We start from the raw sequence: 24824 nt of genomic DNA on the forward strand, positions 1-24824 counted from the left end.
CACAATCATAATCCACGGGAGCTGAATCATGGACGGAAACGCTGGCGGACCCTCGCCCCTGAGCGACCCCAAGAAGGAAAAGGCCGCGCGCCGCAGCCTGCTGGGCCGCACCAACCGCGACTGGTGGCCCAACCATCTGGCGGTCGACATTCTGCACCAGCAGGGCAAGACCGGCGACCCGATGGGCGACGGCTTCAGCTATGCCGAGGCGTTCAATTCCCTGGACTATGACGCGGTTAAACGCGACCTGCATGCCCTTATGACCGACAGCCAGCCCTGGTGGCCCGCGGACTATGGCCACTATGGTCCCTTCTTCATCCGCATGGCCTGGCACTCGGCCGGCACCTATCGCACCGGTGACGGCCGCGGGGGCGCGGGCGCGGGCCAGCAGCGGTTCGCACCATTGAACTCCTGGCCGGACAACGGCAACCTGGACAAGGCGCGTCGTCTGCTGTGGCCGATCAAGCAGAAGTATGGAGCCAAGCTCAGCTGGGCTGACCTGTTCATCCTGGCCGGCAATGTCGCGATCGAGTCCATGGGCGGACCGGTCTTCGGCTTCGGCGGTGGCCGTGCCGACGTCTGGGAGCCCGAGAAGGACGTCTACTGGGGCACCGAGGAGGAGTGGGTGGGCTCAGAGGGCGCGCCGACCCGCATCCAGCCCGACAAGGACATGGCGCTGGAAGAGCCGCTGGCCGCCATCCAGATGGGTCTGATCTATGTAAACCCGGAAGGTCCGGGCGGCGTGCCCGAGGCCCTGCAGTCGGCCCGTGACATCCGCGAGACCTTCGCCCGCATGGGCATGAACGACGTCGAGACCGCCGCCCTGACCGCCGGGGGTCACACCTTCGGCAAGGCACACGGCAATGGTGACGCCTCCAAGGTCGGCATTTCACCTGAAGGGGCCGACATCGCGCAACAGGGCCTCGGCTGGGTCTCGGGCCACGAGAGCGGCATGGGTGACCACACCATCACCTCGGGCATCGAGGGGGCCTGGACGCCGACGCCCATCACCTGGGACATGACCTATTTCGACATGCTGCTGGACCATGAATATGAGCTGGTCCGCTCGCCCGCCGGGGCCAAGCAGTGGCAGCCCGTCGGCAATCCGGAAGAAACCCTGGCCCCCGCCGCCCACACGCCGGGCAAGAAGGTGCCGACGATGATGACCACCGCCGATATGGCGTTCAAGGTCGATCCGGAATACCGCAAGATCATGGAGGCGTTCCGCGCCGACCCGGCCTATTTCGGCGACCAGTTCGCCCGCGCCTGGTTCAAGCTGTGCCACCGCGACATGGGGCCGAAGATCCGCTACCAGGGGCCCGAGGTTCCGACCGAAGAACTGATCTGGCAGGACCCGATCCCCGCCCACACCGGCCCGAAACTGACCGAGGCCGACGTCGAAACGCTGAAGGGGCATATCGCCAACTCCGGCCTGTCGATCGCCGATCTGGTCCGCACGGCCTGGGCGTCCGCCGCCACCTGGCGCGGGTCAGACCACCGCGGCGGGGCCAACGGAGCCCGCATCCGTCTGGAGCCGCAGCGCAGCTGGGACGTCAACGAACCGCACAAGCTGGCCAAGGTTCTTCAGGTCTATGAAGGCATCAAGGCGTCGTCCGGCCTGAACGTCTCCATCGCCGACCTGATCGTGCTGGGTGGCTCCGTCGGGGTTGAACAGGCCATCAAGGCCGCCGGTCACGACATCGCTGTGCCCTTCACGCCGGGCCGTACCGATGCCAGCGCCGAACAGACCGACGCCGACAGCTTCAAGGTGCTGGAGCCCCGCGCCGATGGTTTCCGCAACTATCTGCAGGTCCAGTTCAACGTCCCGACCGAGGAACTGCTGATCGACCGGGCGCAGCTGCTGGGGCTGACCGCGCCGCAGATGCTGGTGCTGGTGGGGGGCTTGCGCGTCCTGGGGGCCAACCATGGCGAGTCCCAGAACGGCGTCCTGACCGATCGTCCGGGCCAGCTGACGAACGACTTCTTCGTCAATCTGCTGGATATGCGTACGGCCTGGAAACAGGTCGACGAGCACTCCGACGAGACCTTCGTCGGCACGGACCGCGACACGGGCGAGCAGCGCTGGACCGCCACCCGCACCGATCTGGTCTTCGGCGCCAACTCCCAGCTACGTGCGCTGGCCGAGGTCTATGCTTCTGCCGATGCGGGCGAGAAGTTCGTGCGCGACTTCGTCAAGGCCTGGGTCCAGGTTATGGAGAACGACCGCTACGATCTGCCCAAGCGCGCCCTGCACGCCGAAAAGGTCGCGGCCTAGACCTGAGCTGTCGGCGAGGGGCGGTGCTGCCCTTCGCCGGCACGATCCTTCGATCAGTCGTCGCGCTCGATTTGCGGCCTGGTGGTCGCCCAGCAGGACTGCATGGCCTGGGAACCGTTCGACCACCAGTCGCCGAGATAATGGTAGCCGGTCATCTGGATAGACGGCGTGATCGATGCGCCCGCAAGCCAGAAGGTCGTTCGTGCGCCGCCGACGAAAAGAGGGGCATCGACTCCATACTCCGAGCCGACGCGATAGACATCCAGGGGCATCGGCGGGATGTCTTCTACTTCTTCCAGAGTCGCTCGCACGCCTGGGCAACTCAGGGAGTCTGCCCATACCAAGGGCATCCTAGGAGCATCGGGGTCGTCGCCCCATCGGGCGTCCCCCTCGCGCTGACGTCGAACGACCCAGCGGTGTCCGGTCAGACTTGAATCGACGCGATAGAAGCTGACGATTTGCCAACTGACGCTGTTCCGGCCCTCCATCATAAAGACGAGGTCGGGCGTATGGCCCTCGATCTCCAGCCGCTTGGCCGCTTCGAAGGCACGCTCGGAAGGCGACAGGCTCTGTGTGGGTGTCAGGGCGAACAGGCTGGTTGCCAATAGCGTCGTCAGCATGATCGGTCGTCTCCACGGTCGGTGTCGGTCGGACGACGCTGACGTCTCGCCAACCATCAAGACAACTGATAGGTCCTGACGTTTCCGCAAACCTCGGCCTATGCATGCTCCCCACCCTGCGACAGCTCCAGTATCTGAAACTGCTGGCCGAACACGCGTCCTTCAGCCGGGCGGCGGAGGCGGCGCACGTCAGCCAGCCGGCGCTTTCGGCGGGCGTGCAGGAACTCGAGAAAATTCTGGGGGCGGCCGTGGTCGAGCGGACGCGCGGCAATGTCCAGCTGACCGCCGTCGGGGCCGAGGCCGTGCGCCGGGCCGAGGACGTCCTGGCCCGCACCGAGGATCTGGTCGAGGCAGCGAAGAACGCGGGCAAGCCGCTGTCGGGCCGGTTCCGCCTGGGCGTCATCCCCACCGTCGCGCCGTTCCTGCTGCCTGCGAAACTGCCCGGATTGAAGACGGCCTATCCGGCCCTTCGCCTGTTCATCCGCGAAGATCTGACGCCCCGACTGATCGCGGCGCTGAAGGCGGGCCAGCTGGACGCCGCCGTCATCGCCCTGCCCTACACGGCCCCCGGCATCGACCATGCCCGTATCGGCGACGACGAGATCCTGGCCGCGGCACCAGTCGGCCACGCGTTGGCAGGAACAGGCCCCATTCCGGCGGGGTCGCTTAAGGCCGAAGACCTGATCCTGCTGGAGGACGGCCACTGCCTGCGCGATCAGGCCCTGGCCGCCTTCGACATCGACCCGCCCAAGGGTGACGATGTGTTCGCCGCGACCAGCCTGCACACCCTGGTCCAGATGGTGTCTTCGGGTCTGGGCGTCAGCTTCCTGCCCGAGATGGCGGTGCGTGCCGGGCTGGCCGACATGCCCGGCGTGGTCGTGCGACCCATTTCGGCCAGGGCCCCGCGCCGCGAGATCGTGGTCGCCTGGCGCAAGGGCTCCAGCCGGGCGGCCGAGGCCCGACTGCTGGCGGACGCCTTCAAACTGGACTGAGATTACAACTCCGTAAGGTGCGCAGGACTTTCGCCCTGATAGGGTCCGCCTCGCCCGCCGTCCGGGCGTTCGGAGCCATCCCATGAAGTCCCGCCTGATCCTGACCGCCTGCGCCGCAGCCCTGATGCTGGGCCTGCCAGCGGCTTCGCCTGCGATGGCGCAAAGTGCCGCCACCGCCGCCCAAGCGCCCGCTGGTGTGACCGTGCCGCCGCTGGGATTTCAGGAGCGGACCCTGCCAAACGGGCTAAAGGTCTATACCGCCCGCGACACCTCGACGTCGAATGTCACGGTTCAGGTCTGGTACCGCGTCGGTTCCAAGGACGACCCGGAAGGCCGCTCCGGCTTCGCTCACCTGTTCGAACACCTGATGTTCAAGGCGACCGAGAACTTTCCCGACGAGACCTTCGACCGCCTGACAGAAGATGTCGGGGGCAACAACAACGCCTTCACTTCGGATGACGTGACCGCCTATCACGAGACCATTCCGGCCAATCACCTGGAGCGGCTGATCTTCGCGGAGGCCGACCGCCTGGGCTCGCTTGTGGTCAACGAGAGCGTGTTCGAAAGCGAGCGCGACGTGGTCAAGGAGGAGTATCGTCAGGGCGTCCTGGCCAGCCCCTATGGTCGCCTGTTCAGCCTGTTCGTGCCGGCCACCATCTATCAGGAACACCCCTATCGCCGCTCGACCATCGGTTCGATAGAAGACCTGGACGCCGCGACCATCGAGGATGTGCGCCGCTTCCACTCCACCTTCTACCGGCCCGACAATGCCTATCTGATCGTGGCCGGAAACTTCGATCAGGCCCAACTGGACGGCTGGATCGACCAGTATTTCGGACGTCTGGACAATCCCGACCGCCCCCTGCCGATGAACGACGTGCGCGAGCCCGAGCCGACCGGCCCGCGCGATGTGACCTACTACGCCCCCAATGTGCCCCTGCCCGCGGTCGTGTTGGCCTGGCCGACGGTGCGTTACGACAATCCGGACCGCGCGGCCCTGACGGTGCTGGACGGCATCCTGTCTACCGGCGAGTCCAGCCGCCTTTATCGCTCGCTGGTCTACGATCAGCAGATCACCAGTCAGACCAGCTCCAGCCTGGATGCCAGCCAGCAGGCCGGAGCCCTGACCGCCTTTGCCATCATGGCCGAGGGCAAGACGCCGGAAGAGGGTCTGGCTGCGTTGCGGACCGAGGCCGCGAAACTGCGTGACGCGCCGGTCACCGACGCCGAACTGGCCGAGGCCAAGAACGAACTGATCGCCGGGGCCCTGCGCGAGCGCGAAACGGTCGAGGATCGCGCCAACGTCCTGGGCTGGTCGCTGATCAACACCGGCGAGGCCGCCTCTGCCGACCGCGAGATCGCCAGCCTGCAGGCCGTGACGGCCGCCGACATCCAGCGCGTGGCCCGGCTCTATCTGACCGATCAGCGCAGCATCGCCATCCGCTATCTGAATGCCGATGAGGCCCATCCCGCGACGGTGCAGGATGTGGATGTCACCGCCCCGATCAAGGTCGCCGACATGGCCCCTGTGGGCCGCATCTTCGAACTGCTGCCAGAGGGTCAGCGCGCAGCCATGCCGACCCCGGGCGAACCGGTCGAGCCGGCCACGCCGCCTGTCGCCGACTTCCGCCTGGACAACGGCCTGCGCGTACTGGTCGTCGAGAAGGACGGCCTGCCGCTGGTCTCCGCCCGCCTAAGCTTCGAGGCCGGATCGGGCGACGAGGTCCCGGGCAAGTCGGGGGTCGCCATCATGACCGGTGCTCTGCTGACCCAGGGCACGACAAGTCGTACGGCCCCGCAGATCGCGACCGAGATCGAACAGTTGGGAGCCCAGATCGGGACCAATCCGGGTGTCGATTTCAGCACCGTGTTTGCCAATGCCCCGGCCGACGTCTTCCCCCAGGCCTTGACGCTGATGGCCGACCTGGTCCGCAATCCCGCCTTTACGCCGGAAGAGCTGGAGCGTCAGCGCCTCCAGGGTCTGGACAGCATGAAGATCACCCTGTCCACGCCCGGCCCGGTCGCCTCCCTGGCCGCAGCCAGGGTCATCTACGGTGACGCGACCTACGGCGCGCCGACCGTCGGGACGCTGAACGGCTTGGCCGCCATCACGCGCGAGGACGTCGTGGCCTTCCATCAGCGCCGCTATCGCCCATCGGAGGCCACTCTGGTCTTCTCCGGTGCGATCTCGCAAGCCGAGGCCCGCACCCTGGCCCAGTCGGCGTTCGGAGACTGGCGCGACACCGGCCCCGCCGATGCTCGCGCGGCCCCGATCGGCGACCCTCTGCCACCGCGCGTCGTTGTCATCGATCAGCCAGGCGCAGGCCAGGCGGCCGTTACCTTGGCCCTGCGCGGCATCTCGCGCACCGACGACGACTACTTCCCCCTGAACCTGGGCAATACCCTGCTGGGCGGCAGCTTCACCTCGCGGCTCAATCAGGAAATCCGCATCAAGCGCGGCCTCAGCTATGGCACCCGCTCATCCCTAGGCGTGCGGCGCGAGGACGGGCTGTTCACCGCCTCGGCCCAGACCCGCAACGACGCCGCTGTCGAGGTCTCCGACCTGATCCTGGCCGAGTTGACCCGCCTGGCCACCACCCAGCCGACCGACAGCGAGATGACCACGCGTCAGGCCATCCTGACCGGGGCCTTCGGCAGTTCGCTGGAGACGGTCGACGGCCTGGGGTCACTGGTGGCCAATCTGGCGCTCTACGACCTGCCGATGAGCGAGCTGTCGGCCTATGCCGGTCGCGTCCGGGCGCTGACGCCGGAACAGGTCCAGGCCGCCTTTGCCGAACGCCTGCCCACCGATCGCGCCAGCCTGATCATCGTCGGCGACGCCTCGACCTTCATCGACGCCCTGCGCGCCAAGCATCCGAACGTCGAGGTGATTCCATTGACGGACCTGAACCTGGATACGGCGTTGCTGAAGTAGCGCCAGGCCGACACCCAGACCACCTGCGCCACCGTGAGATCGTGGCGCAGGGGTCGGCGACGGCTTGATTGTCAGAGGGTTACTCCTGCAGGAACCGGTCCACGATCGCGGCAAACCGTTCCGGTTGATCGGCCATAATGAAGTGGCGGCTGTCGTCGACCCGCTCCAGATGTACGCCAGGCAGGCCGGCGTATTCGCGGGTCCACATCGCATCGGCCATAGGGGCGGGGGCCCCGCCGTTCGCATCCGCCGCATAGACCGCCCAGACCGGCGTGGTCATGGTGGACAGGGCCGGGCGGGCGTCGGTGGTCATGACATCGCGAATGGCCGAGGCCAGGGCCTGACGATCAGAGGCCATCGACCAGTCGACCATGGCCGTGCGCGTCGCGGGGGCGCGCGCCAGTCCGACGGAACTCTGGGCCTGTCCTGCCCGGAAGGCGTCAGCGTCGGGGTTCAGCATTGATTGCGCGGCCTGTTCGGCGAAGGGGCGCGCGGCCTCGACCGTCACCTGCGGCCCGAACAGGGCGCTGAAGAAGGGCAGGCTGTCGACACTCATGACCTTCCCGACCAGATCGGGATGCCCCTGTGCCAGCAGTATGCCGCTCAGCCCGCCCATCGAATGGCCGATGACGGCGGGCTTCTCCAGCCCTGCGTCGCGGATGTAGCGAGCCAGCTCCTCGATCATCGGGGCCACGAAGGGGCCGTCGCCATGCGTCCAGGGCTGGCCCGCAAAACCGGACAGCTGGACCAGATGCACCCGGTGCGTCGCCTTCAGCCGGTTCGCCTCGACGCGCCAGACCTCACGAGAGGAGGCGAAACCGGGGATCAGGATGACGTCAGGGCCGGACCCGATCACCTCCACCGACAGCCTGTCAGACGCAAAAGCCGGCGCTGCAACAGCGTTCGGGGCCTGAGCGATGGCCTGTCCTACACCGACCGCAAAAGAGGGTGCGCAGACGGCCAGTCCGAACAGGGCAGCACGCAGCCGGGGCCGCGCCTCGAAGAAGGCGTTCAACATATCAGTCTCCAGGGTGTGAGTTGTCGCCGGCCTCAGCCGTGCGGGTTTTCGAAGATGTCTTCCACCGGTCGTCCGAACAGCACGGCGATCCGGTAGGCGAGGTCCAGCGAAGGGTCGTGCTTCTCGGTCTCCAGGGCATTGACCGCCTGACGAGAGACCCCCAGTGCCTGACCCAGCTGTTCCTGGGTCCAGTTGCGCTCGACCCTCAGAAGTTTGAGCCGGTTCTTCATGGACGGCTGCCCCGGATGAAGGGCGAGACGCAGCCGAAGATGCCCCAGAAGGCGGCATAGATCAGCCAGCCGGGCAGGTGCGGCGCATTGGCAAAGGTCTCGGCGAACCCCCAGAAGGTCGCCAGCGCCATGGCCAGGCCGGCGGAGACGATGAACTGCTTGGCCGTGACCGCTCGCATGAACTCATCGCTCTCGCGGATCAGGCTCAATGTGGCCCACAGTTGTCCGACGACGGGTGCTGCGACAGCGGCCGCGAGCCCCCATCCCGCAGGCTTGCCGATGATGTCGTCGAAAGCGTCGGTCGTCATCATCGAGATGCAGACCAGCATGTAAGGGATCATGAAGGCGAGCGTACGGATGATGTATTTCCGATGGGCGGGCGTGCCGGTCTTCCAGGCGTTCAACATGATGCGTCCTCTCGATGTAAGGCCAACCTTACACGAGCTAAATGTCGTGTCAACCTGACATTTTATCAGGCGCGCCTGACTTACCTGACAAGACTACTCTTGACCCAAGGCCGATGCCGCGCTTCTGCGATGGATGCCCATCGCCGATCCGATCGCCTTCATCACAGCCAACACGCGCGTGCAGACCGTGCCGCATGCGCCGGAGATTTCGCTACGGCTGGCGGACGAGGTGACGCCGATCTGGCGGATGACCGAGGAGGCGCTGAAGGAGATCGGCCTGCCGCCGCCGTTCTGGGCCTTTGCCTGGGCGGGAGGGCAGGGACTGGCGCGCTGGCTGCTGGATAACCCGCAGGAGGTTCAGGGCAAGACAGTGCTGGATTTCGCGGCGGGCTCCGGCCTTGTCGGGATCGCCGCCATGAAGGCCGGCGCGGCCTCGGTCCTGTGTGCGGACATCGATCCGTTCTGCGAGGCGGCTTTGGCGCTGAATACGGCGCTGAACGGCGTCGAGGCCGCGTTCACGACAGACAATCTGCTGCATCAGCCCGTCCCGGATGTGGACGTGATCTGCGCCGGTGACGTTTTCTATGAAAAGCCGATGGCGGACGCCGTCCTGGCTTGGCTGGTCGAGGCAAACGCACGAGGGATCCGCGTTCTGGTTGGCGATCCCATGCGGACCTACTTCCCCAAGAGCGGTTTTGAGCTGCTGGCCGAATACCAGGTGCCGACCACGCGCGAGCTGGAAGACATGGCCGTCAAGCGCACGCGGGTCTGGACAATGGCGGGCGCCTGAACCGTCCCGCTTGGCGATCCGGCGGTGCGGGACCATGTTGGAATGATGAAAGCCCTGCTGTTCCCCCTGATCGGCCTTGCGCTCGCCGTCGTGACGATCCCCGCCGAGGCTTTGGCTCAGACTCCGCCGCCTGCCTGGCAGACACGGCCAGGCGCGCTCGTCGTCGATGCCCAGAGGTATCGTGCCGATCAGAACCGCCTCGAGATGGAGCGGCTGCGACTGGGGGCCGACCAGCGCCGCCTGGAGGCTCAACTGGGGCAGTTGGCGGCACAGGCCAACCGGGACCGGATCGTGGGGGCCCGTCAGCCCGAGCCTGTCCAGCCGCAACCTATTCCGGCCCTGCGCTCGCCCGAGCAGGAACGGGCGGCAAGGCAGGCGGCGGAGCAGCGGCGGGGCGCAGATGCCGAAACTGTGGGGCAGATCGACACCTGGCTGGACCGTCCCGTTCCCTGAACGGCGCGATCGCACTGCATCCCTTCCCTGACTGCGGCGTTCCGGCCTAGCTTGGGCCATCGAGGGCTTCGGGGCGAGGGAGAGCGATCATGCGGTGGCAGGGCGGACGGCGCGGCGGCAATATCGAAGACCGGCGCGGAATGGGCGGTGGCATCGCTGCGGGTGGACTGGGCCTGGGCGGCGTCGTAATCGTCGGCTTGATCTATCTGTTCACCGGCCAGGATGTGAGCGGCGTATTGCAGACGGTCGAGCAGGGTCAGGGCAGCAGCCAGCAAGGTCAGGTCGGCAGTCCCGAGGACCAGGCCGGAGCCTTCGTCGATGTGATCGGCGCCAATATCGACGACGTCTGGCGCACGAAGATAGAGGGCTATCAGCCGCCGACCGTCGTCCTGTACGAAGGCGGCACGGGCACGGCCTGCGGTACCGGCCAGGCGGCGATGGGGCCGTTCTACTGTCCGGCTGACCAGCAGGTCTATTTGGACCTGTCCTTCTGGCAGGAGCTGGAGACATCACTGGGTGCCTCTGGGGCCGAGTTCGCGCGCGCCTATGTGATCGCCCATGAGTATGGCCACCACGTCCAGACCCTGACTGGCACCTCGCAGCAAGTCCAGCGCGCCCAGCAACAGGCGCGCGGACAGGCCGAAGCCAACCGCTATTCCGTTGCCCTGGAGCTTCAGGCCGACTGCTATGCCGGCATGTGGGCCCGCAACGCGTCAGCGGTGTCGAACGGCCAAGTCGCCGTCGAGGCGGGCGATCTGGAGGAAGGCATGCGCACCGCCGCGGCCATCGGCGACGACAATCTGCAACGGCGCAGCGGACGTGCGGTCCAGCCCGACGGCTTCACCCACGGTTCTTCCGCCCAGCGGGTTGCGGCCTTGCGCCGGGGTTATGAGGCGGGCGATCCGTCGGCCTGCGGCATCGACAGCATGGTCTAGGCGGCGACTTCGGCCTCGCTGACAGCGGGCGCGGCCAAGAACTCCAGCAGCCCCGTCATCGGCATGGGCCGGGCGATGAAATAGCCCTGCGCCAAATCGCAGCCCATGCCGCTGAGCAGGGCCAGGGCGCTGGCTGTCTCCACACCCTCGGCCGTGACCTTCAGGCCCAGGCTGTGCGCCAAGTCGATGGTAGACTTGACCAGCAGGGCGTCGCGAGCGGACTCGTCGAGCCCCAGAATGAAGGCCTTGTCGATCTTCAGCTCGTCGGCACGGATCTGTTTCAGATAGGCCAGCGACGACAGGCCCGACCCATAGTCGTCCAGCGAGACGGGAATACCGGCTTCTGCAAAACGCTCGACGATGCGCAGGGCCACCTCGGGGTGGTCGATCACGGCGGTCTCGGTGATCTCAAAACACAGTCGTGCCCCGGAGGCCTTGACCTCTCCCAAGGCAAAGTCGGCGAAGGCGTCGTCCGACAGCAGTCGTCCGGAGATATTGACGGAGACCATCAGATCATGACCGGCGTCCGCCATCGTCCGGTGATCCTCGATGGCTCGGCGAATGGCCCATTCGGTGAGAGGACGGATATGTCCCGTCTCCTCGGCCATGCCGATGAACAGGTCCGGCGAGACGAAGCCGCGACGCGGGTGGGTCCAGCGCATCAGGGCCTCGACGCCCGTGATCGCCTGGGCGCGAAGGTCGTATTTGGGCTGATAGGCCAGGGAGACGCCGCCCGTCTTCATGGCCGCCATCAGATCCGAGATGAGCGACAGATTATCGCCGGGGTCGCCATAGGCTGAGGCGTCGAAGGCCGCTGCAGGCTGGCGGCTGGCGCGGGCCTGATCCACGGCGATGGCCGCGCGATCGACGACGGAGACTTCGGTATCGCCGCCGTTATGGGCCGCGACACCGGCGGTCAGGGCGATATCGACCTTGGCGCGACCGACCTTGATCGGCGTCTGGGCGGCCTCGACCATGCGGGCGGCCAGCTCGACCGCCTGGGACTGGCTGGTGGCCTCGACGATCACCCCCAGGGCACCCGCCCCGATCAGGGAAACCGGCGACCCGGCCGCGAGCCGCGACAGCCGTTCGGCCAGGGCTGTAAGCAGCAGAGCCATCGAGTCATAACCGATGGCGTTGCGCACGACGGTGAAGCGCTCGATGCCGAAGAGGATCACCCAGGCCTCGGGCATGTTTCGCGCGCGCTGTTCAAGGGCCACCCGGTTGGGCAGCCCGGTTTCCTGATCCTGCAGCGCCATCTGAGTGAGGCGGGTTTCCCGGTCGCGCAGGTCGCCGACCATGGCGTTGAAGCTGGTGGCCAGGCGGCCGATTTCGTCCACAGAGGTCACCGGGGCCTCGGTATAGTCGCCCTGCTGAAGGCGTTGTACGGCGTCATCAAGGGCCGCGATCGGACGCGTCAGGCCGCGCGACAGGGCCCAGGTGCCGATCGTCATGATGGCGAGCCCCGCCACACCGATCACGGCCAGCCAGACGAACAGGGCCGAATAGGGCTGCATGGCCTTGGAGATCGGATAGGTCAGGCGCAGGGCGGCCCCCGCCTGGTCGTCCAGACTGGGCAGTGGGCGGACGACCAACATGGACGGTCCGTCGGGCGTGGGGACGGTCGTGGGCTGCGACTGCTCGGTCTGCGATCCGGCGGCGACGATCACCGACGCTGACAGCGGGATGGCCGACAGACCCTCCAGCATGCGCATCTGGGCGGCGTCCAGGCGTTCTGCAAAGACCACCCAGCCGATCAGGACCGGGGCCATGACCGGTGCGGCGACCATCTGATACGGCTGGCCGTCGATGTTCAGAACCCCGCCTTCGACGCGTCCGGAATCGAGGCTCCGGTACAGGGTGTCCAGAGTGTCGTCGTTCAGCGCTAGTCCGGTGGTGGTGGCATAGCCGTCGGTGCCGAGGATCAATGCGCCATCGACACCCTGGCGCGCCCGCAGGTTATCGAGCGCCGAACGAACGGTGGCCTCATCATTGGTGGCGACGGCTTCGCGAAAGCCATAATCCTGAGCCAGGACACCCGCGCCCTGGGACAGCTGGGCCGAGCGAGCCTTCCACAGCTGGTCGTAGACGGCTCCCGAAGCCCGCATTTCCTCGCGCACGACGCCCCTGGCGCTCGACGAGACCGCGGTCACGACGGCAATGGCGCTGATCGTCAGGGCCAAGCCGAACAGACCGAGATACAGGACCGTCAGCCTCGTCCGAAGGTAGCGAAAGTCGAGCAGTCTGTGACCCCGTTCGACCAGGGTCATCGCACGGCGGCCCGGGCGCTGAAGTCGCCGGTGACCGTTCGGCTGGCCGGGCCCGCCCCCACCGTGATGGCCTGGCTGATCTCATTGCCCCGTCCGGCCAGCGTCGGATGCCAGACGCGCAGGGTCGCCCCGCCGGAAGGAACACCGCGCAGGGTCAGATTGCCGGACGCATCCGTCTTGGCCGCCCAGGGCGTGTCGACCACCTTGATATAGGCCAGCATCTGGTCGTGAATGTTGCAGCCCAGGGCGGCGACGCCGACGGCGCCGAACGTCCGGCTAGGCGCTTCACCACGGGCATACAGCGGCAGCTCGAACCGGTTTCCGCGCGAGAAGGAATAGACCTGGTGCCGCACGCGATCCAGGTTGGGAAAGCTGACCGTCCCGCCGACCGGCACGATCAGGACATAGGGCTGGAACTGGATGTCTCGCTGATCCATCCGCAAGGGCCAAGCAAAGCGGATCGGACCGCGCGGCACGCCAGATGCCGGGTGAACGGTGACGACGGCGTCCTTTACTGCCCGGCCGTTCGCGCCGCGCACGCTCACTGTCAGGTCGCCGGCCTGGACGGCGGTCGCCACCATTGAGCAGATCAAAACGCAAAGAAACTGGAACTTCATCAGGCATCAATAAGCCTGCACGCGTAAAGCCGGAGTAAAGCGACTTTCAATCCTGAACTATACTGTAACTGATACACACCCTAGGATTGCCTAAAGCATAGGTTCTCGTTTTGACTGCATTTTAACGTTGCCGCTCGATAGCAGGCGGAATGCGACTAAAACATCTTCTCCTGACGCTGGCTCTATCCGCTGCGGCTCTTGCGGGGCTGACCACACCTGTCGCCGCCCAGATTTTCGACAGCCTTCCTGACTCGCGATCGGGCGGTAAACTGCTGCTGACCGGCGGCGTCTCCTCGATCGAGGGCTCTGGCGGAGGCGGTATCGCGACCTGGTCCACAATCACCGGCTATGGCGAGGAAGACGGCATCGGGGCCAATGTCCACGCCACCTTCGTCGACCTGCCCGACTATGAGTTCCGCAGCGTCGGGGCCGCCGTCGGCCTGTGGGACCGGGTCGAGCTGTCGGTCGCGCGTCAGGAGTTCGACACCGGCGACACCGGCACGGCGCTCGGCCTCGGTCAGGGCTTTACCTTCACCCAGGACATTGTCGGCGTGAAGGTCCGGCTGTTCGGCGACGCCGTCTATGATCAGGACCGCTGGGTGCCCCAGGTCTCGGTGGGTGTGCAGCACAAGTCCAACGACCAGGGCGCGATCATCTCGGCCATCGGCGGCCGGGATGACGAAGGCACGGAGGTCTATGTCGCCGCCTCCAAACTGTTCCTGGCGCAAAGCGTGCTGGTCAGCGGCACGGTGCGCTGGACCAACGCCAACCAGACTGGGCTTCTGGGGTTTGGCGGCGACGTCAACGACGACCATGAGGCCCAGTTCGAGGGCTCGGTCGGCTGGCTGGTCAATCGCAATCTGGTGATCGGGGCCGAATACCGGACCAAGCCGGACAATCTGGGCTTCGCCAAGGAAGATGACTGGGTCGACGTCTATGCCGCCTATGCGATCAACAAACATGTGTCGGTGACGGCGGCCTGGGCGGACCTGGGCTCCATCGCCACCTTCGAGGACCAGCGCGGCCTCTATCTCTCGCTTCAGGTAGGCTTCTGACATGATCAAGACACTGGCTCTGGCTGCCGTCGCGGCGACCCTGGCGAGCACAGCAATGGCCCAGGATCCGGCGCACCATCCCGGCGAGGAGGCCGTCGCGGCCTATACCGTCTCCAATGCCAATGCCGGGACGACACCGTTTGAGGGCACGGCCATGCTCCAGGCCTTCCATGGCCGCGAGGGCATCGACCGTATCGTCGACGACATGCTGGATCGCAGCGTCGCGGACCCCCGCATCGGCGAGATCTTCGCCCTGACCGACATGGTCCGGCTACGGCGAACGCTGAAGGAACAGTTCTGCTACATCCTGAACGGCGGCTGCGACTACACCGGCCGCGACATGGTCCAGAGCCACGCCGATCTGGGCCTGCAGCCCGCGGACATGGGGGCGCTGGTCGAGCATCTGCAGCAGGCGATGGACGCCGAGGGCGTGCCCTTCCACACCCAGAACCGCTTCCTGGCCAAGCTGGCCCCGATGCGCCGGGACGTCGTGACACGCTAAATGTTTCAAGTCCGCCAACGTCCGGGGCGCGGCGGCTAACAGCCTGAGCGGATTTATTGAGAATGTGTCGCAATAGAGGTTGCGGCAAAGCCGGAAAGTGATAATGCGAACCGCTCGCATTCTTCTCTAACCGGATACGCCCATGACCTCCCGTGCCGACACGCTCCGCGCTCTTCTGTTCGCCTCCAGCGCGGCAGGCATGCTGATCGCCACGCCCACCCTTGCCGAGAAACCGGGCCCGGATGCGCCGATCGCCACGGCCGGGGCCCAGGACCCCGCCGACCTGGGTACCGTCAACGTCAACGGCAAGCGTATTCGCCGTGAGCCGCAGTCGCCGGAGTTCGTCGCACCCCTGGTCGATACCCCACGCGCCGTCACCATTATCCCCCAGCAGATCATCGAACAGACCGCCGCGACCTCGCTACAAGATATCCTGCGCACCTCGCCGGGCATCACGTTTGGTGCGGGCGAAGGCGGACAGCCCCTGGCCGACCGCCCCTTCATCCGTGGCCAGTCGTCGGGCAACAACATCTTCATCGACGGCATCCGTGACACGGGTGGCCAGCAGCGCGAGGTCTTCAACCTGGAACAGATCGAGGTCGTGAAGGGCCCGGATGGCGTCTATTCCGGGCGCGGCTCGGGCGGAGGATCGATCAATCTGGGGTCCAAACAGCCGACCGTGAGGGACCACAGTCGCTTCAGCCTGGGCGGGGGTACCGACAACTATGTCCGAGGCACGATCGATCAGAACTGGGCACTGGGTGAGACCGCAGGCCTGCGCCTGAACCTGATGGGATCGTCGGGCGACGTGCCGGGGCGTGATGCGGTCGATTTCGAGAAGTGGGGTTTGGGCCTATCGCTGGGCGCGGGCCTGGGCACCGACACCTCCATGGTGTTCAGCTATTATCACCTGACGGCGGATTCCATGCCGGACTACGGCATCCCGCTGTTCACCAAGGTGAATCCATCGGCCACATCGACCGCGCCCGTTCGTCCGCGCACGGAGAGCGGCATTCTGGATGTGCCGCGCAACAGCTTCTATGGCCTGACGGCACGCGATTATCTGATCAATGAGGTGGACAGCTTCACCTTTGACGCCCGCCACCGGTTCAGCGAAGCGGTGAATGTCCGCAGCGTCACCCGCTATTCCGAGACGCTGAACGACTACATCGTCGGCAACCCGGCGGATGGCGGCTATGTCGGACTGGCGGCGGACGGCACCTACTGGACCAAGCGTGGCACCAAGACCCGCTATAATCCGGTCGACACCCTCGCCCATGTCACCGATGTGTTCGGACGGTTTTCGACCGGTGGCATCCTGCACAACTACGATGTCGGCGTGGAGTACAGCCAGGAGCGCAACAGCAACGCCTCCTATTCCACCTACACCACCTCGGGTGCCGCCTGCCCGACGGGTCTTGTCACAGTGAATGGCACGCCGCCGACCGCCGCCAGCGCTCTGGGAGCCGGCGACTGCACCCGTCTGTTCGCACCGACGCCAAACGATCCGTGGACGGGCGTGATCAATCGGGGGCCGCTGAGCTGGTCCGACACGGAGTCCATCGGCGTCTATGCCTTCGACAGCATCTCCCTGACCGAGCGTCTGATCCTGAATCTGGGCGTCCGCTACGACCACTATGCCGTCGAGGGCGTCAACACCGCGGCGACCCAGGCCAATGGCGTCTTCACGGTGACCGGCATCACCGCCGCGCCCAAGGCCGATTGGGACTTCGTCAACTATCAGGCCGGGCTGGTGTTCAAGCCGACCGAAACGACCAGCCTGTATGCGTCATACGCCACATCCTCCACGCCGCCGACCATCGCGGCGGGGGACCAGAATACCGCCGCCACAGCGGCCCAGGCCGTGCTCGATCCCGAAGAAACCACCAGCTACGAAGTCGGGGCCAAGGCCAGCCTGTTCCGCGACCAGCTGCAGCTCAGCGCCGCCGCCTTCCGTCTGGAGCGCCAGAACGCCGTGACCCAGACCTCGCCCTCGGTCGTTCAGGACGGCGAGGTCATGGTCCAGGGCGTAGAGCTGGGCGTGTCCGGCAACATCACTCCTGAATGGCAGGTGTTCGGCGGCTATACCTGGATGGACTCCGAACTGGTGAAGGGTGCGACCACGACGGTGGGCGGGGTGATCATCCCCAACCCGCTGAACGGCCAGCAACTGGCGAACACGCCCGAACACACCGTCAGCCTGTTCTCGACCTATCGCGTGCTTCCAAACCTGACGCTCGGTGGCGGCGTCTATTACGTCTCGGACAATCTAGGGGGCAACCAGGGTGGCGCGGGTGGCGGTGCGAACCGCATCTATGCGCCCGAATACACGCGCGTCGATCTGTTCGCGTCCTACGACATCAACGACCGCGCCTCCCTGCAGCTCAATATTCAGAACGCCGGCGACGAGGAGTATATCCTGCGCACCAACGGGGTGCACCACGCTGACCCGGCTCCCGCACGACAGGCCATTCTGACCCTGAACCTTCGCTACTGAGCCAATCCGCGCCAGACTGTCGGCCCCGGCGTTCCCCAGCGCCGGGGTCGACGGCGTTTCACCATCGAGGACGGACTATGCTGCTGCACATCCCCGAGGTCTTCACCAAGGACGAGGTCCGCACCCTGCGCGCGCGTCTGGACGCCGGGCCCTGGACCGACGGCAATGCGACCTCGGGCCACCAGTCGGCGACGGCCAAGGTCAATCGTCAGCTGCCGGAAGACTCGCCCGAAGCGCGCGAGGTCGGGAGTCTGGTTCTACAGGCCTTGAACGCCAATCCGATGTTCGTCTCGGCCGCCCTGCCGCACACGATCTTTCCGCCCCTGTTCAACGCCTATGAGGGCGGCGAGCATTTCGGGGTGCATGTCGACAACGCTATCCGCCAAAGGTCAGGTGTGGGGGACAACGTCCGCATCCGCAGCGACCTGTCGGCCACCCTCTTCCTGTCCGAGCCCGAGGACTATGACGGCGGCGAACTGCTGATCGAGGAAATGTACGGGCCCCAGTCGGTCAAGCTGCCGGCGGGCGATCTGGTGCTGTATCCGTCCAAGAGCCTGCATCGGGTGACACCGGTGACGCGCGGCAAGCGGGTCGCCAGCTTCTTCTGGCTGCAGAGCCTGATCCGCGACGACGCGGACCGCGAGACCCTGTTCCGGCTCGACGTGGCCATCCAGCGGGTCACCGCCGACAAGGGGCCGAAGGATGCGGCGGTGCTGGAACTGACGGCCGTCTACCACAACCTGATCCGGCGCTGGTCAGAGGTCTAGTAGACATCCCGCCGATACCGCCCGGCCTCGGTCAAAGCGAGGAGGCCGTCGGCTCCCAGCACATCTTCCAGCGCCGCATGTACCCCGCCGGCCATACCGTCCAGGCTGCCGCAGACCATGATCGTGGCCCCGCGCTCGACCCAGGTGACGATTTCGGCGGCATGCTCTGCGATCAGGGCCTGGACGTAGCGACCGTCACCGGCGTCGCGCGAGAAGGCGCGATCCAGACGCGTCAGCAGGCCAGAAGCCAGCGCGGCGTGAAGATCTTCGTCCAGCAGGGCGTCATGCGCCCGCGTCCGTTCGCCGAACATCAACCAGGTGCCGCCGTGAGACTGGCCTTCGCGGGCCTTGAGATGCGCGCGCAGGCCCGCCAGGCCCGTGCCATTGCCGATCAGGATCAGCGGCGTTTCTACCGCCGGACCGTGGAAGCTGCGGTTGGTGCGGATTCGCATCCCGATCTCGTCACCGACGGACAGGTCCCGCGTCAGCCAGCCTGAACCCAGGCCGGGCGTCCCGTCCGGCGCGATCATGCGGCGCACGATGAAGACGGCACGCCCCTCGCTCGGCAAAGACGCCACGGAGTATTCGCGCGAGGCGACGGGCTGATCTTCACGCGCAGGCAGGCCCACCTCGGCGATATCGCCCGCGACCCAGGCCGGGTTGTGATCGACCGGTTCAAACGCCAGCCACCAGGTCTCGCCGCCCGGACTGCCGGGGTTCAGGTGGGTCCGCTCGGTCAGCCGCCAGCGGTCGTAGGCTGGCGGGGTCCAGTCGGCCTGGACCGCATGACCGGTCAGCTGGCCGAGCTGATGCTGCCAGTGCCGGATCGCGCCAGTGTCGCCATTGTCGACCTCGACTGTGTCGAACAGCCGGGTCGCGCCCGAGGCCCGCAGCCAGCTGTCCAGAGCGCGGCCGAAGCCGCAGAATTCCGCATAGGTCCGGTCGCCCAGCGCCAGCAGGCCGTAGCGCATGCCGGACAGATCGGCCGGTTCCGACATCTGTTTGCGCACGAACCAGGACATGCTGTCCGGCGCGTCGCCTTCGCCGGTAGTGGAGGCGACGATCAGCAACTGTCTTGCGGCCTTCAGTTGGTCCGGGTCTAGATCACCCAGCAAGGCCACTCGCGCCGATGTGCCGCCCTCGCACAGGCTCCGCGCCGTCATCCAGGCCAGTTCCTCGGCCAGTCCGGTCTGGCTGGCGAAGGCGACCAGCACATCGGCCTGCCCCTCTGTCGGAGCGAGGGCAGCAGCCTTGGCGGCGTCTCGCCTGCGCGCCAGCCTGCGCGCGATCACCACGGCGGCGATGACAGCCAGCCACAGTCCGACAGCCACGGCTGCCCACAGCCAGCGCACAGGGTCAGCTGTCACTCTGCCCCCTCTTCCATCATGGCGATCAGGGCGGGGGAGAGTTGTTCGGTCATGCCGTCGGCACCACGCATGACGAAGAGCGCGGCCAGATCGGTCGCCGCTGCATAGGCCGGACCCTCCTCCGGCCCCATGACCATCAGGGCGGTAGCCAGGGCATCGGCGCGCATCGCGGTCTCAGCAAAGACGCTGACCGAGGCCAGGCCGTGGGTCAGGGGCCGACCCGTGCGACCGTCCAGCGTATGGCCATAGGTCTGGCCGAAGACATTGAAGCGACGGACCCAATCTCCGGAGGTGGCCACGGCGATGTCGAACAGGGCCGCAAGCGTACGCGGGCCTGGCGCACCGGGCGCGGCCTGAAGTTCGGTCCACCAGGGACGGGCATCGGGCTTGACCCCCGCGCCGCGCAACTCGCCGCCGATCTCCACCAGATGCGAGGTCGCGCCCAGCGCCGTCAGCCGTTCGGAAACACGGTCCACAGCATGACCCTTGGCGATGCCGGACAGGTCCAGCTTCATGCCGCCGACCTGCTGCACCGCCCGCGCTTCGCGGTTCAGGCGCAGGCGCTGCCAGCCGCTGACGGACTGGGCGGCCGCGATCTCCTCGTCCGTCGGCAGGCCGGTGCGCAGGCCGGGCGGCCCAAATCCCCACAGATCGACCAGGGCGCCCAGCGTCGGATCGACCGCGCCGTCGGTGTCGTCAGCCAGATCCATCGCCGCGTTCAGCACAGACCAGAACGGTTCGGACACCTCCCAGAATCCGGCCGGAGCCGCATTCCAGCGCGACAGCTCCGACGTCGGCTCCCAATGGCTGAACAGGGCTATGACCTCGGCCAGCTCGTCGTCGATGGCGGCCTGAAACTCGGCCCGCGTTCGGTCGGGCGGCGCGACCAGACGCACGGACCAGTCGGTCCCCATGCTCTGGCCCGCGAAGTCCCAGATCGTCCGGCCCGGAGGCCGCGACGGAAGCCGGCCATGGGTCGGGATCAGGACGCGGTTGCCCGCGCCGCTCGGCATTCCGTCGGTCAGGGCAGCACTTCCACGACGCCGTTGTATTGGGCGCTGGCGGCCATCTGATCGCCCTGGGCGGGCGTGCGGACCGAGGCGTTCATCCAGTACATTCCGGCTTCGGGCCAGGTGACCGTGAAGCTGCCGTCGGCGCCGGTCTTGACCGTCATCTCCTCGGGATTGTCGCGATAGCGGGTGCCGCCCCGCGCGATGGTCACGTCCAGGTCGGCGGCGGGCTGGCCGTCGCGCACCAGCTTGAAGGTCGCGGCCTCACCGGCCACCAGGTCGTTGGGATGGGTGACGGGTACCAGTTCGATTCCCTTGCCGGTCGGAGCCAGGGCCGTCGTGGTCGGCGCACCCAGGGTCACGAAGGTTTCGATCCGGCTGTCAGAGCGGGTGGCCGAGACGTCGGTCGCGCCCGCCGGAATGGCTGCGGCCATCTCGGCCTCCGTCCCGCGCCAGCGCTTCTGCTCGCCGTTTTCCTTGTAGCTGACGACCACTCCGCTCATGACATTGGCCACGCGATAGGTGCCGGCCTGGGTCAGATGCAGGTCGAAGGATGAGCGATAGCGGGCCCGCATCATGTTCTCGGGCGCAGCGGTCGAGCCGTCGGGGGCTGTGATGACCAGCCCGGCCAGGTTCATCGCGGCATGATCGGGGATGAAGACCCCGTTGGACATGCCCGCATCGAACCCGACCCAGGCGTCGGAGCCCGACAGGACGGTGGCGGTCGGGGCCAACCAGGCGCGGTGGGCCTGGGCGGTGAGCGGCACGGCCAGAGCGGCCAGGGCGGCGAGGATCGCGATCGACTTCTTCATGACGGATATTCCTTCTTATCGCGTGACGGTGACGCTGACCGCGCCCAGTTCGGTGGAGCCGGTGGCCCGGGCCGTGTTGGCCCCGCCCCAGCGGAAGGGCACCCGCACGACCTCGCGTCCGCCCAGTTCGCGGGCGGCCTCGACGACCATAACGTAGTTGCCGGCGGGCAGGTCGCGCAGGCGAGATCCGGCCACGCTCACGGTATGACGGCCGGGGGCCTTGGTGGCGCTGGAGATGCCGTCGGCCGGCATGGTCATGGCGCGACCGCCGCGCCGCCACCACGTCCGCATGTCCTTCAGCCAGTCCTTGCCGTCGCCCTCGTTATTGGCGGTCTGCTGATACCAGACGGCCAGTGTCCGCACGGCGATATTGTCCGGTCGCTCGATCCATACGGCCACATAGGGGCGGTGATAGGAGGCGCCTGACAGGCGCGGAATCTCGACCGACACATTCAGGTCGGCGGCCAGGGCCGGTCCGGCGGCGGCGGTCGCGGCGGTAGCGGCCAGAACGGGCAGGGCGTGTGCGAGGGAGAGCTTGCGCATGGCGACGGTCCGATAAGCGGTCAGTGAATAAAGATCAGGGCGATGACGACAGGGATCAGCAATCCCAGCCCCAGCAGCGGCCAGGTCGAGGGCCTCTGGCGAGCATGCAACCAGGTCAGGCCGAAGCCGGTGACGGCAAAGACGATACAGGCCACAGCGAACACATCGATGAACCAGAACCAGACGGCCCCGGTGTTCCGCCCCTTGTGCAGATCATTGAGGTAGGCGACCCAGCCGCGGGTCGTCCGCTCGTGCACGGCCTCGCCCGTGGCGCGGTCGATGGTCAGCCAGCCGTCGCCGCCGGGCTCGGCCAGGGCGACATAGACTTCGTCAGGCGCGGTTTCGGTCGGGCGACCGGCGATGGAAACCTTCAGCGCATCGGAGGCCCAGCGCGCGACCGCGTCGGGCACGGGATCGGTCGTCTCTTCCGGAAAGGCCTCCAGCCGCTCGACCAGGGGCGCGGGCAGGGTGGCGGTCTGTTCGGACACCACCGGCGTGGCCGGGATCGAGGCTGCGTGGTTCAGGGTGATGCCGGTAACCGCGAACAGGAACAGGCCGACCAGGCTGATCGCCGCCGAAATCCAGTGCCACTGATGCAACTGCTTCAGCCAGAACGACCGTTTGGCGTTCAGCGCGGCTTTCGGCTTCACGGGGTTTGCGGCGGTATCGGTCACCGACGTTATTTGCCGAAACTGAGAACCATTTGCAAGTGGGAGTCTGTGGGTTCCTCAGCGTACCAGTCTGATCCCGACGCGCAGCGTCTGCGGCGGGCCGAATGAGGCGACGCCCGTTCCCGTCTCGGCCACCTCGACATCGGCGTTGAACAGATTGTCGGCGGCCAGCCAGAAAGTGGCCGAGGGCGACGCCGCCCATTCGATCCGCGCATCGACGGTCGCCGCGGCCTCGAGCACCCGGCTGTTCAGATCGTCCTCGAACCGGCGGCTCTCCCAGCGTGCGTCGGCGGCAAGGGTCAGGCGATCCATCGGCGACCATTCCAGCCCGGCCGTCGCACTCCAGATCGGCGCCTGGGCCGGACGCAGGCCGGTCAGCTGCGCCGCTGCCGTGCCGCCGTCGACCCGCGCATCCGTGGCTGACACGGCTCCGCGCAGGGACAGGGTCTCGCTCAAGGCCATACGCCCGTCGATCTCCAGCCCCGTCGCCTCGATGGTGCCCGCATTCTGGCGCTGGCGCAGCACCCCGCCCGCGGGCACGAAACCCGCGCGGGGGAAGGTGCCCGGCCCCTGGCCGATGGTGACATTGACGATGGCGTCCTCGATGCGGTTCCAGAAGACTGTGGTCGACAGGGACGCCGTCTGGCCCTGCCAGGCCCAACCCCCTTCCACGCCGGTCAGCCGCTCCGGCTCCAGCGCCGCATTGGCCTCGGTCAGGTCGTTGCCGACGCGGAACGGCCGGTGCAGTTCATTCAGGGTTGCGGGGCGGAACCCGCTATAGGCCGCCGCACGAAGGGCTTGGCCCTGGCCCAGATCGCGCCGGACACCCAGCCGCGCGCTGACCACCTCGCCCGACCGATCCGGATCGCCTTCGTCCAGCGTCGGCAGTCCGGTCGCTCGGTCGCGCTCCAGCCGTCGGCCATCTTCGGTGGTCCAGCGATCGTAGCGCAGCCCTCCTGCGACCAGCCACGGTCCGGAGGTCCACGACCCGTCGCCGTAAAGCCCTGCCACGGTCGTCTCGCCACCCGCGATCCGGTCGCGGGTGAAGGCTCCAGACATGAAGCGGAAGCGCTCGCGGGTCTCGCCCTCGGCCACCCGCGCATCCGCCCCGATCTCCCACTCCAGTCGCCCACCGAAACCGGCATCCTCGATCCCGCGCAAGGCCGCGTTCACGCCCCAACCGACGGCGGGCGTCTCGAACTGATCGTTGGCGGGCGTCGTGGTGGCCCGATCCGCCGAGACGGCCACCGACGTATTGGCCAGATCGCTTTCCCGCCGCCAGGCCTGCAGCCTCCAGCCCGGCCGGTCGGTCGTCGGTGCCGTCGCGGCCGTCACGCTCAGACTGTTGCCTGACGCCGTCGCCCGTGCCCCCGCCAGACCCGATCCCCGCGCCTCGTCGAAGGCGGATGCCCGCAGCGACACCGTCGCCGCCCCCACCTGAACATCCGCCCTCAGCGCCGCGCTTTTCACGTCCAGATCCAGCGCCGTATCCGCAGCGCCCGATGCACTGCCGCGCACAGGCACATAGCCGTCGCTAGTTTCATAAAGTGCCGAACCGACCAGTTGCACCGGCCCGACCGTTGCGACGCCCGCCCCCGACGCCCGAAGCCCGCCACGCTCGCCCAGTGAAAGGTCCAGCACCGAGCCTGCATCCCGCTCGCGCAGGGCGATGACGCCGGTCAGGGCTCCGGCTCCGTATGGCCCCGCGCCCGCACCCCGCACGATATCCAGCCCCGACAGGCTCTCGGTCGGCACCTGGGACCAGATCACCCAGCCGCCGAACGGATCGTTCAGCGGCACGCCATCCAGCGTCACCAGCGTCCGCCCCGCGCCCGACGGCGCGATGGCCCGCAGCGAGATGCCCTGCGTCGTCGGATTGGCCGACAGGCTGGAGGTCCGCCGGAACAGAGACACAGCGGGCACGGTCGCCAGTGCCTCGTCCAGCCGTGCCTGGCCGTTCAGATCGTCGCCGGTCAGCCGGGTCACCGAAAACGCCGCCTCGCTGGCCGCGGGGGGCAGGCGGGCGGCGGTGACGACCACTTCGGGCAGCTGGGCGAC

Annotated in this window: 22 protein-coding genes; 10 read left to right on the top strand and 12 right to left on the bottom strand. The window is 67.0% G+C overall.

Annotated elements, in window-relative coordinates; all coding sequences use genetic code 11:
• The first annotated feature begins 28 nt into the window (after positions 1-28).
• Entirely contained in the window at positions 29-2275 is a 2247-nt protein-coding gene (gene katG / locus JHC81_RS02370; RefSeq protein WP_292170126.1) for a catalase/peroxidase HPI, read from the top strand.
• Positions 2276-2328: 53 nt separating this feature from the next.
• Here the strand turns inward: katG and JHC81_RS02375 are convergent, their stop codons facing one another.
• The gene (locus tag JHC81_RS02375; RefSeq protein WP_292170127.1) at positions 2329-2895 is read right to left on the bottom strand and encodes a hypothetical protein; all 567 of its coding nucleotides are present in this window, start codon (positions 2893-2895) and stop codon (positions 2329-2331) included.
• A 104-nt stretch (positions 2896-2999) separates the two neighbouring features.
• Here JHC81_RS02375 and JHC81_RS02380 point away from each other — a divergent pair, with 104 nt between their 5' ends.
• A complete protein-coding gene (locus JHC81_RS02380) occupies positions 3000-3887 on the top strand; it encodes a hydrogen peroxide-inducible genes activator (protein WP_292170129.1) in 888 nt (295 codons plus the stop codon).
• A gap of 82 nt (positions 3888-3969) precedes the next feature.
• Positions 3970-6822 carry a pitrilysin family protein gene (locus JHC81_RS02385; RefSeq protein WP_292170131.1) on the top strand — a complete coding sequence of 951 codons (2853 nt, stop codon included), beginning with the start codon at positions 3970-3972 and terminating at the stop codon, positions 6820-6822.
• A 79-nt stretch (positions 6823-6901) separates the two neighbouring features.
• Here JHC81_RS02385 and JHC81_RS02390 read toward each other — a convergent pair whose 3' ends face one another.
• Genes JHC81_RS02390 through JHC81_RS02400 form a run of 3 tightly spaced genes read right to left on the bottom strand, consistent with a single transcriptional unit; the run spans position 6902 to position 8477 of the window.
• Complete coding sequence (locus JHC81_RS02390; RefSeq protein WP_292170132.1) at positions 6902-7840, bottom strand: alpha/beta hydrolase; 939 nt, start codon at positions 7838-7840, stop codon at positions 6902-6904.
• A 32-nt stretch (positions 7841-7872) separates the two neighbouring features.
• Positions 7873-8070: a helix-turn-helix transcriptional regulator gene (locus JHC81_RS02395; RefSeq protein ID WP_292170135.1), complete on the bottom strand. Its 198-nt coding sequence runs from the start codon at positions 8068-8070 to the stop codon at positions 7873-7875.
• Positions 8067-8477 (bottom strand): hypothetical protein, encoded by a 411-nt coding sequence (locus JHC81_RS02400; protein ID WP_292170138.1) that lies wholly within the window; start codon positions 8475-8477, stop codon positions 8067-8069. Before JHC81_RS02400 ends, JHC81_RS02395 begins: the two co-directional genes overlap by 4 nt.
• A 133-nt stretch (positions 8478-8610) precedes the next feature.
• Here JHC81_RS02400 and JHC81_RS02405 point away from each other — a divergent pair, with 133 nt between their 5' ends.
• The 3 genes from JHC81_RS02405 to JHC81_RS02415 all read left to right on the top strand — a co-directional run bounded on the left by JHC81_RS02405 (position 8611) and on the right by JHC81_RS02415 (position 10655).
• Positions 8611-9267, top strand: a complete 657-nt coding sequence (locus tag JHC81_RS02405; RefSeq protein WP_292170141.1) for a methyltransferase — start codon at positions 8611-8613, stop codon at positions 9265-9267.
• 42 nt (positions 9268-9309) lie between these two features.
• Positions 9310-9720, top strand: coding sequence for a hypothetical protein (locus tag JHC81_RS02410; RefSeq protein WP_292170143.1), 411 nt, complete (start codon positions 9310-9312; stop codon positions 9718-9720).
• An 89-nt stretch (positions 9721-9809) separates the two neighbouring features.
• Positions 9810-10655: a neutral zinc metallopeptidase gene (locus tag JHC81_RS02415; protein WP_292170145.1), complete on the top strand. Its 846-nt coding sequence runs from the start codon at positions 9810-9812 to the stop codon at positions 10653-10655.
• On the opposite strand, the gene JHC81_RS02420 is transcribed toward JHC81_RS02415, so the two are convergent.
• Positions 10652-12925: an EAL domain-containing protein gene (locus JHC81_RS02420; RefSeq protein WP_292170147.1), complete on the bottom strand. Its 2274-nt coding sequence runs from the start codon at positions 12923-12925 to the stop codon at positions 10652-10654. The genes JHC81_RS02415 and JHC81_RS02420 overlap by 4 nt on opposite strands.
• Positions 12922-13506, bottom strand: a complete 585-nt coding sequence (locus JHC81_RS02425; protein ID WP_292170150.1) for a methylamine utilization protein — start codon at positions 13504-13506, stop codon at positions 12922-12924. The genes JHC81_RS02420 and JHC81_RS02425 overlap by 4 nt, the downstream gene beginning before the upstream one ends.
• Positions 13507-13691: 185 nt before the next feature.
• Here JHC81_RS02425 and JHC81_RS02430 point away from each other — a divergent pair, with 185 nt between their 5' ends.
• The 4 genes from JHC81_RS02430 (at position 13692) to JHC81_RS02445 (ending at position 18363) form a co-directional block, all read left to right on the top strand.
• Positions 13692-14597: a DUF3034 family protein gene (locus tag JHC81_RS02430; RefSeq protein WP_292170179.1), complete on the top strand. Its 906-nt coding sequence runs from the start codon at positions 13692-13694 to the stop codon at positions 14595-14597.
• Position 14598: 1 nt separating this feature from the next.
• Entirely contained in the window at positions 14599-15099 is a 501-nt protein-coding gene (locus JHC81_RS02435) for a group 1 truncated hemoglobin (RefSeq protein ID WP_292170183.1), read from the top strand.
• 142 nt (positions 15100-15241) lie between these two features.
• On the top strand, positions 15242-17596 hold the full coding sequence (locus tag JHC81_RS02440) for a TonB-dependent siderophore receptor (protein ID WP_292170185.1): 2355 nt from the start codon (positions 15242-15244) through the stop codon (positions 17594-17596).
• 77 nt (positions 17597-17673) lie between these two features.
• Entirely contained in the window at positions 17674-18363 is a 690-nt protein-coding gene (locus JHC81_RS02445) for a Fe2+-dependent dioxygenase (RefSeq protein ID WP_292170188.1), read from the top strand.
• Here JHC81_RS02445 and JHC81_RS02450 read toward each other — a convergent pair.
• Genes JHC81_RS02450 through JHC81_RS02475 form a run of 6 tightly spaced genes read right to left on the bottom strand, consistent with a single transcriptional unit; the run spans position 18360 to position 24815 of the window.
• Positions 18360-19730 carry a sulfite reductase subunit alpha gene (locus JHC81_RS02450; protein ID WP_292170191.1) on the bottom strand — a complete coding sequence of 457 codons (1371 nt, stop codon included), beginning with the start codon at positions 19728-19730 and terminating at the stop codon, positions 18360-18362. The two genes, JHC81_RS02445 and JHC81_RS02450, sit on opposite strands and share 4 nt — an antisense overlap.
• Positions 19727-20743 carry an FAD:protein FMN transferase gene (locus JHC81_RS02455; RefSeq protein WP_292170194.1) on the bottom strand — a complete coding sequence of 339 codons (1017 nt, stop codon included), beginning with the start codon at positions 20741-20743 and terminating at the stop codon, positions 19727-19729. Before JHC81_RS02455 ends, JHC81_RS02450 begins: the two co-directional genes overlap by 4 nt.
• 8 nt (positions 20744-20751) lie before the next feature.
• Complete coding sequence (locus JHC81_RS02460) at positions 20752-21552, bottom strand: DUF4198 domain-containing protein (protein ID WP_292170197.1); 801 nt, start codon at positions 21550-21552, stop codon at positions 20752-20754.
• Between the two features lie 15 nt (positions 21553-21567).
• Complete coding sequence (locus tag JHC81_RS02465) at positions 21568-22095, bottom strand: DUF2271 domain-containing protein (protein ID WP_292170200.1); 528 nt, start codon at positions 22093-22095, stop codon at positions 21568-21570.
• 20 nt (positions 22096-22115) lie between these two features.
• Positions 22116-22769 (bottom strand): PepSY-associated TM helix domain-containing protein, encoded by a 654-nt coding sequence (locus JHC81_RS02470; protein WP_292170202.1) that lies wholly within the window; start codon positions 22767-22769, stop codon positions 22116-22118.
• Positions 22770-22823: 54 nt separating this feature from the next.
• The gene (locus JHC81_RS02475) at positions 22824-24815 is read right to left on the bottom strand and encodes a TonB-dependent receptor (RefSeq protein WP_292170220.1); all 1992 of its coding nucleotides are present in this window, start codon (positions 24813-24815) and stop codon (positions 22824-22826) included.
• Positions 24816-24824: the final 9 nt, after the last annotated feature.

This window comes from Brevundimonas sp. (assembly GCF_016463295.1).
In the GTDB taxonomy this organism is placed as follows: Bacteria; Pseudomonadota; Alphaproteobacteria; order Caulobacterales; family Caulobacteraceae; genus Brevundimonas.